Genomic DNA, 15,764 nt, shown 5'->3' on the forward strand with positions numbered 1-15,764 from the left:
TAATATTATGAAACGCGATATAGTCCGTTATGGTATGGTAGGAGGGAGCCTAAACTCTTTCATTGGCAAAGTACATAAAAATGCTATCAATTTCGAAGTCAATGCAATGCTGACTGCCGGGTGCTTTAGTTCGAACAAATCAAACAATCTGGAAACCGGAGATTATTATCATTTACCAGCAGACAGGGTATACGCAGATTATAAAGAAATGGCAGAAAAGGAAAGTCAAAGAAAAGATAAAATCGATTTTGTATGTGTTGTCACACCAAATTCAACTCATTATGATATAGCAAAAGAATTTCTGTTACATGATATTAACGTAGTCTGTGAAAAACCGCTATGCTCTGAAATAAGCCAGGCAGAGGAATTGAAAAAAATCGCCTTTGAAAGAGGGTTGTTATTTGCCGTAACATACACTTATTCCGGTTATGGAATGGTAAAGCAGGCGAAACAGCTGATCCAGGAGGGTACCATCGGCAAGGTTATCAATGTAAATGCAGAATATTTGCAGGAATGGCTTATCGATTCCATTGGCAGCGATGCTTCTCAAACAGCAAAATTATCTGGTTGGAGGACGAATCCTGAAATTGCGGGTATATCCAATTGCGTTGGGGACATCGGAACTCATATTGAAAACACCGTAGCGTATATGACTGGTTTGAGAATCAAACGTGTCGCTGCCAAGCTGGATTATTTCAATCAGCCTTTGGAGTTAAACGCAAACATGCTGGTTGAGTTTGATAACGGTGCTAGCGGTGTCTATTCCTGTTCTCAAGTTGCTGTAGGCTATGCAAATGGCTTAACCATAAGGATTTTCGGCACCAAGGGGTCCATTGAATGGAGGCAGGAACAGCCGAATCAGCTAAAGGTCACGTTAAAAGGACAGCCATCAGCTATTTATGAAAGAGGTACCGGATATATTACCGGAAGAGCTGCCAGGCTGAACCGTATTCCTAGCGGACACCCTGAAGGCTATTACGAAGCTTTCGCCAATGTCTACAAAACGTATCTTGGTGCCATTTTAAAAACCATTAACGTTGAAAAACTAACAGCAGAAGATTTGGATTTCCCTAAAATTGAAGATGGGGTTGAAGGTGTAAAGTTTATCCATGCTGTTGTAGAAAGTGCTGGAAATGATTCAGGGTGGTCTATCATTTGATCCTACCATTAGATTCAAAGAATCGTCATTTTCATTGATTTATAGACAGTAAGAATTTCGGGAACAGAATGATTCTTACTGTCTATAATTATATAGCTAGTAATTGTTAACAAATCACATGTTTACCCTCGAAACTCAATGAATTCGCCATCAGGGCCTTGAAAAACAACTCTTTTCCAACCTTTTTCCTGTGGCGTTCTGGGCTCGGGAATATGTGGCTCAGTCACAACCGGGACCCCTGCGTTCTTAAGCCTTTGATAATCAAAATCAAAATCATCGCTAATGAGACAGAAATGATACCCCTTATTCTCCTTTTCATTTGTCCAGTGTTCAAACTCTAACACGGTATCGCCTAACTGAAGGTAAACAACCTTCTCAAGGTCCGGCACTCCGGGAACATCGTGTTCAAAATATCTTTTAAAACCAAAGTTTTTTTCATAGAAGTCGATCGACTTTTGTCTGTCTTTTACTGAAAATGCAACATGGTCTATTCGTGTAAACATAAAACAATACCTCCTGCACTGAATCTTAATTTTTTATATATATCGTTTAATCCTTTTTGGATGTTTCAATTTTAATCTGCAGCACCACCCAATTATCAGAGCTGGTATTATTGAATCCGTGTGTCTCACCATTTGGGGAGAAAATGATATCCTTTTCCTTCACAGGCATTTCTTCATTGTTTATGGTAATGGTACCTTCACCAGAAATCACATAGAAGACTTCATCGATATCCGAATGCTTATGATCTGGTGTTGTTTGTCCCGGGGCATATAGTAAAAGTCCTGTATCCAACTGGCCTTCTTTAAAAATTGCCTTACGCGCACTTTTATCAGCTGCAAAATCCAGAATATCGTTAATATTAATTTTTTTCATACTTAACTCCTATCTATTTGAAATAATATTCAGCAATTTTTCTCCATTTAAATCGAAACCAACTGATTTGAATGGTACTGCTGTATATTCACTATAATATCGTTACAAACTTTTTGCAAGAAGGCACTATTTTGTGCTATACTAACCAAACAGTAAGTAAATACAATAGTTGATAGGAGTGATCATAATGCCGTGTGATAAATTATGCCCTATTGAACATACCGTCAATCTGATCGGGCATAAATGGAAGGTGCTTATTCTGAGAAATCTATTCAATAACGGTACACAAAGATTTATTGAACTCAGTAAAGGAATCAACGGAATAAGTCAGAAGATGCTGACTCAACAGCTTCGCCAGCTGGAGGCCGATGGGATAATTGATAGAAAGGTTTATCCAGAGGTACCGCCAAAGGTCGAATATTCTCTAACGGAACTTGGAAAATCATTAAGTCCGATTATGGAGGAAATGAATCGATGGGGATTAGAGCATCTAAAGCAAAGCAATCTGAATAAGCAAAATAATGGATAATTTTAATTTCATCATTCAAATCTCATCTTTATCGAAAAAAGGAATGCCGGCGTAAGTTAAACACCGGCATTCTTCTTTCTATATTTCTTTACTTCATCAAAATCTATAATACAACGGAAGAGCAAATCTACCGCTTTTTGTCATTCTTTGAAAATTTATTAAAACTCCTTTTTTCTTTTAATGTTCCATCTGCTGTCATTCGATACTTTTTCTTTGAAGATGAAACACGATCTATGGAAGCTGTATGCAATGACTCTCTCTTTGGCGATGCATCTGATTTTGCTGTTTTTGCTGTATCTCTTCTTGGCTGCACAACCTTTATCGCCGGAAAGTTGTTCTTTAATGGGTAGGGATGATCTTTAATTTCTGTTATTTTCTTCCCAATCAATTTTTCAATATCGTTAAGTTGTCCTTTTTCATCAAAATCGCAAAAAGATATTGCTGTTCCACCAAGTCCTGCCCTGCCTGTTCGCCCAATACGATGCACATACGTCTCTGGTATATCTGGCAGGTCATAATTAATAACATGGGTTAGTTCATCTATGTCTATTCCTCTTGCCGCGATATCTGTTGCAAGCAATATTCGCAATGTTTTGTTTTTAAAGTTGTTTAATGCACTCTGACGCGCTCCCTGTGATTTATCACCATGAATCGCCCGCGCAATCACACCATTTCTTGCTAATTGCTTCATAAGGCGATCCGCCCCGTGCTTGGTACGTGTAAATACCAGCGCTGAATCTATGTTTTTATCTTTTAGAATGTGCAAAAGCAAATCCTTCTTATTGCATTTATCAACGAAATACAGATACTGCTCGATGGTATCCACTGTTGATGATACCGGAGTGATTTCTATTTTCGCAGGAGTCTTTAATATCGTACTCGCCAGCTTGGCGATGTCTGGCGGCATCGTAGCCGAGAAAAGTAATGTTTGCTTTTTTAAAGGTGTTTTGGCAATGATCCTTTTAACATCATGAATAAATCCCATATCCAGCATACGGTCAGCTTCGTCCAAGATAAATATTTTAATATGTTCTATATTTATAATTTTTTGATCAATTAAGGCCAGCAGTCTTCCTGGCGTTGCTACCAGTATATCTACTCCTTGCTTTAAACTTTCCTCCTGAGGCTTTTGAGATACTCCCCCGAAGACTACACAACATTTTAAATCGGTGAATTTCCCATAAGTATTAAAACTTTCATAAATTTGCAGAGCGAGCTCTCTCGTCGGTGTTACGATCAGAGCCCTTATATTTTGTTTTGCCCGATGAGGCATTTTTTCTTCACTGAGCAGCTGAATCGTCGGTATAGCAAAAGCAGCTGTTTTTCCGGTACCAGTCTGGGCACAACCAAGTAAATCCCTGCCGCTTAATATAACTGGTATTGCCTCTTCCTGTATCGGTGTAGGAACATCGTAATTTTCCTTTTCCAAAGCCTTAATAATATCAGGCATAATATTTAATTCTTTAAATTGCATAAATTCTCCTTTTAATCTGTATTGTTTTAATTTATCTCTTATATGACGCTTGACCAAGCCAGTCCATTTAGAACGGCATGATCGGCTGACTATTAATTATTTCGATTTTTACCTCCCCACTCACACAACTCTTCCAAAACGGGTAATAGAGTTTCTGCTTTATCAGTCAGACTGTACTCTACTTTAGGAGGGATCTGAGGAAACTCTTTTCGGTTCACCAGTCCATCCGCCTCCAATTCTTTTAATTGAGAACTCAATACTTTAAAAGTAATAGTTCCTAATTGTCTTTTCAGTTCATTAAAGCGAACTGGTTGATTTTCGGCTAAAAGGTATATTATAACCATTTTCCATTTACCGCCAATCACTGACATTGTATAGCCAAAAGGTGTATCCTGAATATTTTTAACTTCACCATTAAAATCAGCCATGCCCATGTTTACATACACTATCCTTTCGAATAGTACCTATTAACATAGTGCGTACTATTCTTTTATTTTAGCTTAGTATATACTAAGCTCACTTTAAAGTAAAGGAGAGATAATAATGGCTGATATTAATACCTACAACCACGGTCTTCCATGGGAAGACGAACACGGCATCGCCCAAGGCTACTGCGTTAACGGCACTCTATATATTTCGGGTCAATTCTCCCATGATATACAGGGCACGTTTGTCGGAGAGGGCGATATCGAGGTACAGACAAGACAAACGCTGGAGAATCTTGACCGCGTACTGGCAGGATTTGGCGCTGCCAGATCGAACATCGCAGAGATGGAGATTTTTCTGGCTGACCCGCAAGAACATTTTGAAAAGTGCATTCGTATTTTTAAGGAGTATGTGGGTGATCATCGGCCAGCCGGCACCCTGGTCGGTGTGTCAGGTATGGCGTTCCCTGACCAGTTGATTGAAATTCGTGCTATAGCACATATTAGTTAAATCGTTCGCAGGGTTACAAGACGCCAGGAGATCAGGCATCGAGTTCACCAGAAAAAATGAACCGCTCCCTTACTTTTTGACAGGGAGCAGTTCATTTTACACCTCTGTTATTTATCAACCCTGGATTAAGAAATCCTAAAGTTACCGATGAAACGGTTAACCATGAGCCACAGAATTATCAGCTTCCTCATGATCTTTACCGAATTCAGGATCACGGATACGGCCAACGATAATAATTGCTACGATGAATATAGAAAATGTAAACACAAATGGCAGGCGGCGGTCAATACTTGATAACCAGCCAGCAAAATAGCCAAATGGTGAAGCAAAAGCAATGGTAAAGGACATAATCAAAGCATTAATACGAGCACGCTCCTTCGGATTAATATTTAGCTGGAGCAAGGCATCTTTACGAGGCATTACAAGGGCACTGGCTACTGCTGCAACAAAGACATAAATGATGATAAACGGCATACCACCGACCGGAGTCAGTATCAGAAGAATCGAGCATGCAGCATACAATACAAGACCAATCCACATCGGTATCCGGAATTTTACAGATTCCAAGCGGTGCTGGACTCCAATCATGAAAATTAACATCACAGCCGCATTCAAAATAGGAAAAAAAGCCAGATAGCGATCCGCTATACCTAACCTCTGTGTTACATACAAGCTAAAGAAGTTGGTACTGACAAGATTTGTTATATGTAATATTACAGAGACAATAAGCACTTTCATAATCTCTTTGTCCATTAGCACTTTTGATATCAGATCCTTGTATTCATATAACATCTGTAAAACAGTGGTATCTTTCGTCTCGGCCATACGAATCTTACCTTGCCGGGTTTCATCACAATACCGAAAAGTAACAATCACCTTAATCAGCATATTCACAGCAAAAACAAAATATAAAACACGGACAACCGGAACCACGGTAAAGGAATTTATCAGCAATCCTGATATTGGTGCAAAAAAGATTGCAACCAGACCGCCTATGTTCACCCAGGTATAGATTCCTAATAAATCCTTGGGATCTGCATCTTCAATCAATAAGCAATACCATGCAGTCTGGTTAATCTGTTCAAAACTGTTAAATAAAACTGCAATTAAAAAGAACCAAAAGTTACCCGAAACAGACCAGATCAGACAAGCAACACACCAACCAAAGAAATCACCCATCATGGTTGTAAACTTGCGGCCAAACTTATCGGTGATGATACCGCCGAAGAAGGAAAAAAACACCTGGACAAACATGGCAACCGATAGGATCAGTCCGATTTGAACATCCGTTATTCCCTGCGTATACATATATAATGTAGCAAAAGGTGCGATCAAGTTATAAGGAATACCCCAGAGCGGTTCCATCAAAATCAGAGTTCTTGGATTCCCTTTGTTATTTTTTAATAATTCAATTAATGGGTGCTTCCGCAGAGTTTTTATTTTTTGTACTGTATTCACTGGTTTCTCCATTTTCCTCGTCTCGTTTTCGAGATAGAATCCTGATAATCTGGGTTTCCATAAACCCTATCTTCCTTAACAACAGCATGGGCGATTAATTTCCGAAAAGATTCTTCAAACTGTTTGTCATCTTCCAGAGTTCTTTTTCTTGGTCCGCTCAGATGATGTTTAGATTTTGCTCTCCTCGCAGCTTTTGCCATATGCCTCTCCATAAGAAGTTGATCTATGTTGTCATTGGTATACCATCTTCCAGATTGATGAATCGCATAAGCGTCTTTTCCCAATACCATTGCTGCCACACCATAATCCTGCGTTACCACAATATCACCGGATTTACACAGGTTAACCAATGCAAAATCGACTGCATCTGCTCCTGCTCCGATAACCTTTACCACGCTATAATTGGACTGTAACACATGATTGGTATCGCATAGGAGACATACTTCTATCTTATTCTCTTCTGCTATCTTTTCCACTATTTTAACTACCGGACAGGCGTCTGCATCCACATAAATCTTCATTTACATCTTCTCCCTCATTCAGCATACTTTAACAAACTGCCACCTCCACTGATACTCTACTATTAAATCCTAAATATTTCAAGTTCCATTTTCACAATTACATCATAGCATATTACAAAACAATCCAATATCTCTGTATGATACCAGATTCACTTATGCCCACCGTATCATTTACTTCATTTTCCAGTATTCCGCCATTGTCTATAATTACTTTTGAAGAAGCAATGTTTCCTTTATCGCAAGTCAACAAAACTCTCTCTTCATTTAATTCTTTGCATCTGCATAATATTAATTTTAAAATTTCCTTTGCATATCCGTTTCGTCTTTCCAGGGGTCTTACACTATATCCGATATTACCACCATACTTTAGCAAAAACTCTGATAAAGGATGCCGATAATCTATGATTCCAATCAGCCTATTGTCGGAACGTCTAACTGCTAAATAAACTTCTGAAGGAACATATGCATCTCCATATTTCTTTGATAACCGTTCTTCAAAATTTAGCCATTCATCATATTTATCAACATCTTCCAAGCCAGCACAACCGTCAAAACTATCATTATTTTTCAGCATTTCTGCTTTATATGCCATTACCTGGTTTTCATACTCTTTAGACGGCGCTACCAATTTCACTCTATCCATAATGCTGCCACCTTTCAATTATTTCTTTCAACATACTTTAAAGTATCTATCCGGCAGAATCCGAACCTTTTTCCAAAACTGATTTACGGGGTTTTCTTATTCTTCATGAATGATAGTAATAACCTTTGAAGGGCACTTTTTAACACAAGCCAGACATTGTGTACACTTTTGGTAATCAATCTTTGCCAAATTATTCTTAACCGTTATGGCATCGAAATTGCACACCTTTTCACACAGCTTGCAGCCAATACAACTCACTGAACAGTGGAGCTTTACTTCCTTGCCTTTTTCCTTTGTGAAACATGAAACTCTTACATTGGAGGATACTGGGACCAGTTCAATAAGGTTCTTGGGGCAAGCCGGTAAGCATTTACCGCAAGCAGTGCATTTTGCCGGATCAATCACCGAAATATTATTTTCAATCCGTATGGCACCGAATTGGCATAGCTTCACGCAGCTTGCAAGACCGATGCAGCCATATGTACATTGCTTTGTGCCTCCGCCTGCCAGCTGTACGGCAGCGTTGCAATCCAAAATCCCTTGGTAGCTGTATCTGTAGTGCGCAACCGCAACCGAGCCCATGCATTTGACAAAGGCAACATGCTTTTCAAAGGATTCGGCCTTAACCCCAAGAATAGCGGCAATGTTTTCGGCCGTGCTGGCTCCTCCGACAGGGCATCCATTCAATGGGGCGCGACCTTCTACCAATGCCTCGGCAAATGAGTAACAGCCTGCGAAGCCGCATCCGGCGCAGTTTGCTCCGGGCAATGCATCGAGAACTCTCTGCAAGCGTTCATCAACCTGTACTTCAAGTTTTTTGCCTGCATAACTGAGCACAAGTCCAAAGATCATGCTAATTGTGCCCATCGCAATAATCGGATTTATAAAAGCGGGGAAATTCATATAATTTTCTCCTCATATCATTTTTTTGTATGATTATAGTCATAAAGCATCCAGTTCTGTTGAGCCATTAGGTTACTTCTAATACAGTTCTAAAACAGACCATTAAATCCCATAAATGCAATGCTCATTAATCCAGCGATAATAAAGGTAATCGGATATCCTTTAAATATCTTGGGGATATCTGCTTTTTCAAGCTTTGTACGCAGCCCTGCCAGTAAAAGAATCGCAATAGAAAATCCAACCCCAGCACCAAAGCCGAAGACAACTGATTGAAGCAGCGTATGATTATTCTCCTGATTAATGATTGCAACACCAAATATCGCGCAGTTAACTGCAATGAGAGGCAGGTACACGCCAAGAGCACGGTGAAGAGCGGGACTGCTTTTTTTTATGAACATTTCCACAAGCTGAACAAGCGATGCTATAATCAGGATATAAGCCATTGTGGATAGATATTCCACCTCCAATGGCACCAGTATATATCGATAGGTGATATGCGTAAAGAAGGCGGACAGTGTAATAACAAAGGTAACAGCCAGGCTCATCCCTATGGAGTTTTCAATTTTATTGGAAACTCCAAAGAAGGAGCAAACCCCTAAAAACTGAGCGAGGATAAAGTTATTGACCAAAACCACACCTAAAAACAGAAAAAATAAATCCATACTTATTGATCCTCCTTTTTAGGTTTTTCTTTGTAATAGTTAATGATTGCAATGATAAATGCAATTGTAAAAAAGGCTCCGGGGGCAAAAATCATAATAAGTGTTTTTGGGAATTGCGACGGAAGAACTGTAATCCCAAAGAAAGTCCCGGCTCCTATAATTTCACGAATACTGCCAATAAGTATAAGAGCAGCCGTAAAGCCTAAGCCCATGAAGAAGCCATCCGCCGTAGAGTGGAAGACACTATTTTTTGATGCAAAAACCTCTGCTCTTGCAAACGGAATACAGTTTACAACAATCAATGGGATAAATATACCTAAGGATTTATCAAGATCAGGAAAATACGCACTTATGATAAGCTGAAGTATGGTAACGAAACCAGCTGTAATAGAAACTAAAAGAGGTAGTCTGACTTTTTCGGGCAGAACGTTCCGCAAAGAAGAAATCACCATGCTTGAAAACGTCATGACCAATGTTGTAGAAACACCCATACCCAAGCCATTTGATGCACTCGTGGTGACCGCAAGAGTCGGACACAGACCAATAAGTTGGACAAATACAGGATTTTCACGAATAATCCCGTTGAAAGCTATTTTTTTAAGATTGCTCATTATTTTCCTCCTCTATGAATGTGACAATTTCAGCGGCATTATTTATTCCTTGTACCATTGCTTTAGAAGTTATGGTTGCACCTGTGATCGCTTGTACTTCCGTTTCTTTTGCGGGATTCTTTACAATGTCGATCGGAAAACCGGACCAGCCTTCAAAGCGGCTTGTAAATTCCGGTTTTGCAGCCATATCGCCAAGGCCAGGTGTTTCATTTGATTTTAAAATACGATAGCTTGTCAAGGATATGCTAGCATCAAATCCTACCATTATCAAAATTTCTCCCCCATACCCTTTCGGTGTAACGGTTACAACATATCCAACCTTGCTTCCGGATATATCCAGGCCTCTTTCCACCATTTTTACAGATGGCACGTTATCTTTTGTGATGTCAACTGTTTCAAAGGTTGTTGCAGAGGGCAATAATATTTGCTTTGCTAAAAGCAATTCCTTCTCTAATTGTGCCTGAATAGGCTCTTCGGTAACATAGTGTACAACGCCTAACAGGGCGGCAATGATTACTGTCGTCGTGAATAAAAACAATGCCTGCTTTATAACAGATTTGAACATTATTTTCCACCTCCATATACATGAGGCACCGTAATTTTATCTATATATGGGACAACAAGATTCATAATCAGAATAGAATAGCAGACACCTTCCGGATATCCGCCGTAGAACCGGATGAGAATGGCGAGTACTCCGCAACCAATTCCCATAATGAATTGCCCTTTCGGATGAATGGGGGCCGAAGCATAATCGGTGGCCATAAAAAACGCACCCAGCATCAAACCGCCAGTGAGAAGTTCATACAGCGGATAGGAAGCATCAAATCCAGGGCGTTTTATTATTGACGCAAGGAGGAAGAATGCTGCAATAAAAGAAACCGGGGTTCTCCATGAAATGACACCGCGTACAATGAGGTAAATGCCACCTAAAATAATTGCAATCGTACATACCTCCCCAAGGCTGCCGCCATTAAAGCCGAAAAGGGCATTGAAATAATCAATTGAGGCCGGTATGAAACCGCCTTCCTCCATGCGCCCAAGAGGTGTTGCTCCTGAGGTGGCATCGATCGACCAGGTTGTCATTTGTACAGGGTAAGAAGTCAATAAAAATGCTCTGGCAGCCAGTGCCGGGTTCATAAAATTATGCCCCAGCCCACCAAACAACATCTTGACAATAATAATTGCGAAGAAGCCGCCGACAACTGGCAGCCAGAAGGGAACCGTATATGGTAAATTCATTGCCAGCAATAAGCCTGTAACGACGGCGCTGCCATCCCGAATGGTTATTGGCTTTTTTGCTATTTTTTCGAATAACCATTCAGCAGATACACACGCTGTCACAGATAAAACAATTGTAATAAGTGCTCTTATACCAAAGAAATAAACTCCTGCAATGCATGCGGGCAAAAGTGCGATGACTACATCATACATGATTTTTTCAATGGTAGCTTCGGAGCGTATATGAGGATTAGCTGAAACTAATATTTTTTTTGACATTGATTTTAATCATCCTTTATTCTTTTTTTGTGAAAGCAATTGTCTTCTCTTCTTTTTAATGGTCTGCGTCAAGTGCCTTTTAGAGGGGCATACATAGGAACAACTGCCGCATTCAATGCATTCCATCCCATTATTATGAACAAAGTTATCTACTTCGCGGTGGATCACAAATTGATTGAGCGCATACGGCATAAGCCCAATGGGGCAACAAGCCACACAGCGGCCGCATCGGATGCAATTTCTTTCAGGAGGTATTTCTGCCTCTTCTGCTGCAAAAAGAAGAATACCGGATGTTGTTTTCATGACAGGTATTTTCAGCTTATATGTAGATATTCCCATCATTGGGCCACCCACTATAATTTTTGATGGTTCGACATTCAATCCGCCGATATCCTCAACGATTTCGTCAATGGGCGTTCCAAGTCTGATTTTATAGTTGCCCGGTTTTTTTATCGCACTGCCTGCAAAGGTAACAACCTTGCGCATCAAAGGGCGTCCTCTTACAATTGCACGATGGATTGCAACCGCAGTATCCACATTGATCACCAAAACACCGGAACTTGCAGGGAGCTTTCCTTTTTCCACCTCACGGCCGGTACAGGCTTGAATCAATTGTTTTTCGCTGCCTTGAGGATATTTTGTTTTTATTGTAAGAACTTTTATTTTGTTATGGCCCTCACATGCCTTTTTTATAGCATCTATTGCTTTCGGCTTATTGTCTTCAATTGCAATAATGGCTACAGCCGTCGGCAATAGCTTTAGTATGATCTCTATACCAATGACAATTTTTTCTGACTCCTCCAGCATAACCCGATAATCAGTTGTCAGGTACGGCTCGCATTCCGCTCCGTTTATAAGGACTTTATCAATGATCATATCCTTAGGCGGCGATAGCTTCACATGGGTTGGGAAGCCTGCTCCTCCCAAGCCGACTATTCCAGCCTCTCGAATTATTTTCAAAATCTCATCATTGGTATAGCTGTTATAATCTTTGGGTTTAGAAATTGTAGGGTGCTCTTCATAGAGACCATCATTTTCTACAATAACAGCGTTTGAAACAATTCCGGCAGGGGTAAGCACCTTTTTAATCGCGTCTACAGTACCCGAAACGCTTGTGTGAATTGGAGAAGAAATAAAACCTTCCGCATCTCCAACTTTTTGTCCCAGAAGCACATGCTCACCAACAGATACAACAGGCTGGCATGGAACACCTATGCTTTGCACCATAGGATATACCATTTTAGAACCGACTCTGGGGAGTATTACTTGTATTGCTTTGTCATCCGTGTGGTGTTTCTCACCTTTTGGATGAATTCCTCTTTTAAAAGTAGGCAATCTCATAATTTCACTCCAAGTCTTTCTGTTTTTTTTAACTCTCGCTAAATATTATAACATATCATCAAAAAGATAACAATTTCGTTAATAAGTTCACAAAATGTTGCAAAATACTACAAAGTGTTGCAAATTATCATAAGATGCTGCAAATTACCACAAAATGCAATAAATTACCACAAAAAAAACCACTGTAAAGCTATAAACTCTACAGTGGTAATTTTTAATATTCTTTTTCTTCTTCCGGGTCGTCTTCCAAGTCATTTGAAATAATTGCTGTTGCTACCGGAAATGTCGTATGACTCTTAATCAGCGGATCTGCCAGGCGGATACACAAATAGCTTAATAATAAAAAGCTTACCCCTATAGCGGCTGTAACCGGCTCCCGCAGGCTTTCTGAAACCAAGCCCGGTGTAATCAGCCAGCCAAGCAAAATACCAATTATAAAAGCCATAAGCGGTATACCGTAAAAAATAACAGCACCTGCCAAAATAGTTTCCTTCATATCAACAGATACATAGTCTCCAACAGAAGCGTTACAGGTATTTTCAATTTCTATTGTCATGTCAGACCGTTTGTGCGCATCACATGCTTTACACTCACCGCAGCTTGTAAGTGGGAACATTTTCACGCACATGCTCTTTCCTGATAATTTTGTTACCAAACCTTTCTCAGTCATTACAAAAACCTCCTCAGCTTTTGTATAGAATATCATTTATTTTTTTAAACGGCAAATTTTTGTTGTTATCATCCAGATGCTTACTCTTAGCTGCTTAGGTTCTCTTATTCTATATTTCGACTTCCGTTAAGGTTAAATTCATCGCTCTCCCTCCGACCTTGACTTCAAAAATTTCATTTTCCTTTACAGCTAAAGACACTCGGATTTCAGATGGCCTTTTCATAGAATAACCTTGTTCAAAAACAATGTGTGAAGCCTGCTCCTCGTTGATTTTTCCATAGTGGTACAAATAACAACCAAGTGCACCGCTCGATGTTCCTGTGGCTGATTCCTCCGGGATACCATATAAGGGAGCAAAGTTTCTACAATAAGCGTTAGCGCCATATAAGGATTTCAAAGAAAAAACATGGTATCCGACAGTATTGTACTTCTGGCTGATTTCTTTTACTTTTTTCATATCAGGTCTGATCGCATCTAAAATCTCAATGCTTCTTACAGGAACCATAATATCCCGAAGCCCTGTTGATACAACTTGAACCAACAAGTCTGCTGAAATTTGGGAAGTACTGATGTTTAAGGAATCTGCTACTTCATCTTTATCTATAATTTCTGAAAATACAGGAATCGATTGATCCATCATAACAAAATTATCGTTGTGAATTTCAATGCCAAGTATTCCTGCTCTGGTTTCTTGCTCATACTTCCCTTGTTTTAACAAATTTAGACTTGACATTGCATAGAAGGTGGCAATCGTAGCATGACCACATAAGTCCACCTCTTCATTCGGTGTAAAGAATCTCACTTTAAAATCTGCCGCGTTTGATTGTAATACAAAAGCAGTTTCACTGAATCCAAGAACAGCGGCAATTTTTCTCATTTCTTCCTCAGATAATGAATCTGCATTCATAACAACACCTGCTGGGTTTCCGCCTTCTTTTGTTTTAGCAAAAGAATTTAATGTGTATACGTTTATTTTCATATATTTCCAAGCTCCAATTTATGGTATATTACGACTTAATCCGACAACTACTTCTGTATGCAACGCCTGAGGAAACATGTCACACCCTCTGACCTTCTCCACCTCATACCCTCTCTCAGCCAGGTATTTCATATCTCTTGCCAATGTAGCGGAATCACAGCTCACATACACCACTCTCTTCGGCGCCATCTTCACAATGGTATTTAAACACGCTTCATCACAGCCCTTTCTGGGAGGATCCACCACAATAACATCCGCATGCACATGATTCTTCTCATACTGCTTGGGCAGAACTTCTTCCGCCTTCCCCACAAAGAACTCCACGTTATCCAATCCATTTAATCTGGCATTCTCCCTGGCATCCTCAATGGCCTGAGGCACGATCTCTACTCCATACACCTTTTTTGCCTTTTGTGCCAGGAAAAGCGAGATGGTTCCAATCCCGCAGTAAAGATCCCAAACCGTTTCCCCTCCGGTAAGTCCTGCATACTCAAGAGCAGTGCCATAGAGCTTTTCCGTCTGCACCGGATTCACCTGATAAAAAGAAAGAGGAGAAATGCGGTATTTCACATCGCCGATATAATCCGTAATATAACCTGGTCCATAAAGGTTTTCCACCCGGTCCCCTAAGATCACATTGGTTCTATCCTTATTGATATTAAAAGAAATACTGGTCATACCCGGAATTTCCAGTAGACGATTCACCAGTTCCCCGCTGTGAGGCAGGCTTTTTCCATTAATAACCTGACAGACCATAAGTTCACCGGTACGAAACCCTTTACGGATCAGGGTATGACGGATCAGCCCCTTGTGAGTGGCTTCGTCATAAGGCATAAGGTGATACCGCTCCATATGCGCTTTGATCCGGCTTAGGACCTCCCGGTTTTCCTCTGTTCCCAGAAGACAATCCTCACAGTCTATGATCGAATGGGTGCGTCCCGCATAAAATCCCACAATGATGTTCCCATCCTTATCCAGTCCCCATGGAAACTGTGCCTTATTCCTATATCTCCATGGCTCGTCCATCCCCATGATAGGCAGCATGGGAACTTCAGTAAAACCGCCGATCCTGGTAATATTGTTATAAATCTTCCGTTCTTTATACCGAAGCTGTTCTTCATAATCCATTGCCTGAAGTTGACAGCCGCCGCAGGGCCCTGCAACCGGACATTTGGGTGTCACACGGTTTACAGACGGCTCTGTGATCCGCTCCAGCTTTGCAAACCCATAGGACTTCTTGGTTTTCATCACCTTTGCCTGGGCCTTATCTCCTATAACTGTATCCTTAATAAACCAGGTAAATCCATCGGTTTTACCGATGCCTTCCCCGGTTTCGCTCATATCCTCAATCACTACCTCTATCCGATCATTCTTCTTCCACTCTGCCATCATAACCTCCAGTTTCTGCATACCCGCGCCCAGGCTGATTATCACGCCTTGTCCGAAGCATTTCCAGGCTCAAAACCCCATGAAGCCGGTATCATATACACATCTTGAACTTA

Annotated in this window: 19 protein-coding genes; 3 read left to right on the forward strand and 16 right to left on the reverse strand. The window is 40.4% G+C overall.

The features are described 5' to 3' along the window. Positions 1-7: 7 nt before the first annotated feature. The gene (locus BMX69_RS17790) at positions 8-1,159 is read left to right on the forward strand and encodes a Gfo/Idh/MocA family protein (RefSeq protein ID WP_100043101.1); all 1,152 of its coding nucleotides are present in this window, start codon (positions 8-10) and stop codon (positions 1,157-1,159) included. A 122-nt stretch (positions 1,160-1,281) separates the two neighbouring features. Here the strand turns inward: BMX69_RS17790 and BMX69_RS17795 are convergent, their stop codons facing one another. Both BMX69_RS17795 and BMX69_RS17800 read right to left on the reverse strand, forming a co-directional pair. Beyond that, positions 1,282-1,662, reverse strand: coding sequence for a VOC family protein (locus tag BMX69_RS17795; RefSeq protein ID WP_054791355.1), 381 nt, complete (start codon positions 1,660-1,662; stop codon positions 1,282-1,284). Between the two features lie 46 nt (positions 1,663-1,708). Then, positions 1,709-2,035, reverse strand: a complete 327-nt coding sequence (locus BMX69_RS17800) for a cupin domain-containing protein (RefSeq protein ID WP_054791354.1) — start codon at positions 2,033-2,035, stop codon at positions 1,709-1,711. Positions 2,036-2,222: 187 nt separating this feature from the next. Between BMX69_RS17800 and BMX69_RS17805 the strand changes: the two genes are divergently transcribed. Then, the gene (locus BMX69_RS17805; RefSeq protein WP_054791353.1) at positions 2,223-2,564 is read left to right on the forward strand and encodes a winged helix-turn-helix transcriptional regulator; all 342 of its coding nucleotides are present in this window, start codon (positions 2,223-2,225) and stop codon (positions 2,562-2,564) included. Between the two features lie 127 nt (positions 2,565-2,691). Here BMX69_RS17805 and BMX69_RS17810 read toward each other — a convergent pair whose 3' ends face one another. Next, positions 2,692-4,038, reverse strand: coding sequence for a DEAD/DEAH box helicase (locus BMX69_RS17810; RefSeq protein WP_100043102.1), 1,347 nt, complete (start codon positions 4,036-4,038; stop codon positions 2,692-2,694). Positions 4,039-4,130: 92 nt separating this feature from the next. Continuing rightward, complete coding sequence (locus tag BMX69_RS17815; RefSeq protein WP_054791352.1) at positions 4,131-4,472, reverse strand: winged helix-turn-helix transcriptional regulator; 342 nt, start codon at positions 4,470-4,472, stop codon at positions 4,131-4,133. Positions 4,473-4,581: 109 nt separating this feature from the next. On the opposite strand from BMX69_RS17815, the gene BMX69_RS17820 reads away from it, so the two are divergent. Further along, the gene (locus tag BMX69_RS17820; protein WP_054791351.1) at positions 4,582-4,974 is read left to right on the forward strand and encodes a RidA family protein; all 393 of its coding nucleotides are present in this window, start codon (positions 4,582-4,584) and stop codon (positions 4,972-4,974) included. A gap of 156 nt (positions 4,975-5,130) precedes the next feature. Here the strand turns inward: BMX69_RS17820 and BMX69_RS17825 are convergent, their stop codons facing one another. The 12 genes from BMX69_RS17825 to rlmD all read right to left on the reverse strand — a co-directional run bounded on the left by BMX69_RS17825 (position 5,131) and on the right by rlmD (position 15,672). Next, positions 5,131-6,444 (reverse strand): MFS transporter, encoded by a 1,314-nt coding sequence (locus BMX69_RS17825; RefSeq protein WP_100043103.1) that lies wholly within the window; start codon positions 6,442-6,444, stop codon positions 5,131-5,133. After that, positions 6,429-6,953 (reverse strand): YaiI/YqxD family protein, encoded by a 525-nt coding sequence (locus BMX69_RS17830; RefSeq protein ID WP_054791350.1) that lies wholly within the window; start codon positions 6,951-6,953, stop codon positions 6,429-6,431. The genes BMX69_RS17825 and BMX69_RS17830 overlap by 16 nt, the downstream gene beginning before the upstream one ends. A 112-nt stretch (positions 6,954-7,065) precedes the next feature. Beyond that, the gene (locus BMX69_RS17835; protein ID WP_054791349.1) at positions 7,066-7,596 is read right to left on the reverse strand and encodes a GNAT family N-acetyltransferase; all 531 of its coding nucleotides are present in this window, start codon (positions 7,594-7,596) and stop codon (positions 7,066-7,068) included. 96 nt (positions 7,597-7,692) lie between these two features. After that, positions 7,693-8,499: an RnfABCDGE type electron transport complex subunit B gene (locus BMX69_RS17840; RefSeq protein WP_100043104.1), complete on the reverse strand. Its 807-nt coding sequence runs from the start codon at positions 8,497-8,499 to the stop codon at positions 7,693-7,695. Between the two features lie 89 nt (positions 8,500-8,588). Further along, positions 8,589-9,161 carry an electron transport complex subunit RsxA gene (gene rsxA / locus BMX69_RS17845; RefSeq protein ID WP_100043105.1) on the reverse strand — a complete coding sequence of 191 codons (573 nt, stop codon included), beginning with the start codon at positions 9,159-9,161 and terminating at the stop codon, positions 8,589-8,591. 2 nt (positions 9,162-9,163) lie between these two features. Beyond that, entirely contained in the window at positions 9,164-9,772 is a 609-nt protein-coding gene (gene rsxE, locus BMX69_RS17850; protein WP_100043106.1) for an electron transport complex subunit RsxE, read from the reverse strand. After that, positions 9,759-10,337 (reverse strand): FMN-binding protein, encoded by a 579-nt coding sequence (locus BMX69_RS17855; protein ID WP_054791347.1) that lies wholly within the window; start codon positions 10,335-10,337, stop codon positions 9,759-9,761. The genes rsxE and BMX69_RS17855 overlap by 14 nt, the downstream gene beginning before the upstream one ends. Continuing rightward, the gene (locus tag BMX69_RS17860; RefSeq protein WP_054791346.1) at positions 10,337-11,272 is read right to left on the reverse strand and encodes an RnfABCDGE type electron transport complex subunit D; all 936 of its coding nucleotides are present in this window, start codon (positions 11,270-11,272) and stop codon (positions 10,337-10,339) included. Before BMX69_RS17860 ends, BMX69_RS17855 begins: the two co-directional genes overlap by 1 nt. Before the next feature lie 9 nt (positions 11,273-11,281). Then, positions 11,282-12,613: an electron transport complex subunit RsxC gene (gene rsxC / locus BMX69_RS17865; protein ID WP_100043107.1), complete on the reverse strand. Its 1,332-nt coding sequence runs from the start codon at positions 12,611-12,613 to the stop codon at positions 11,282-11,284. 214 nt (positions 12,614-12,827) lie between these two features. Continuing rightward, positions 12,828-13,283, reverse strand: coding sequence for a SoxR reducing system RseC family protein (locus BMX69_RS17870; protein WP_157724435.1), 456 nt, complete (start codon positions 13,281-13,283; stop codon positions 12,828-12,830). A gap of 109 nt (positions 13,284-13,392) precedes the next feature. Then, positions 13,393-14,262, reverse strand: a complete 870-nt coding sequence (locus BMX69_RS17875; protein WP_100043109.1) for a PhzF family phenazine biosynthesis protein — start codon at positions 14,260-14,262, stop codon at positions 13,393-13,395. An 18-nt stretch (positions 14,263-14,280) separates the two neighbouring features. Next, positions 14,281-15,672 carry a 23S rRNA (uracil(1939)-C(5))-methyltransferase RlmD gene (gene rlmD / locus BMX69_RS17880; protein WP_242941294.1) on the reverse strand — a complete coding sequence of 464 codons (1,392 nt, stop codon included), beginning with the start codon at positions 15,670-15,672 and terminating at the stop codon, positions 14,281-14,283. Between the last annotated feature and the right edge of the window lie 92 nt (positions 15,673-15,764).

Origin of the sequence: Lacrimispora sphenoides JCM 1415 (assembly GCF_900105615.1) — a bacterium.
Taxonomy (GTDB): domain Bacteria; phylum Bacillota; class Clostridia; order Lachnospirales; family Lachnospiraceae; genus Lacrimispora; species Lacrimispora sphenoides.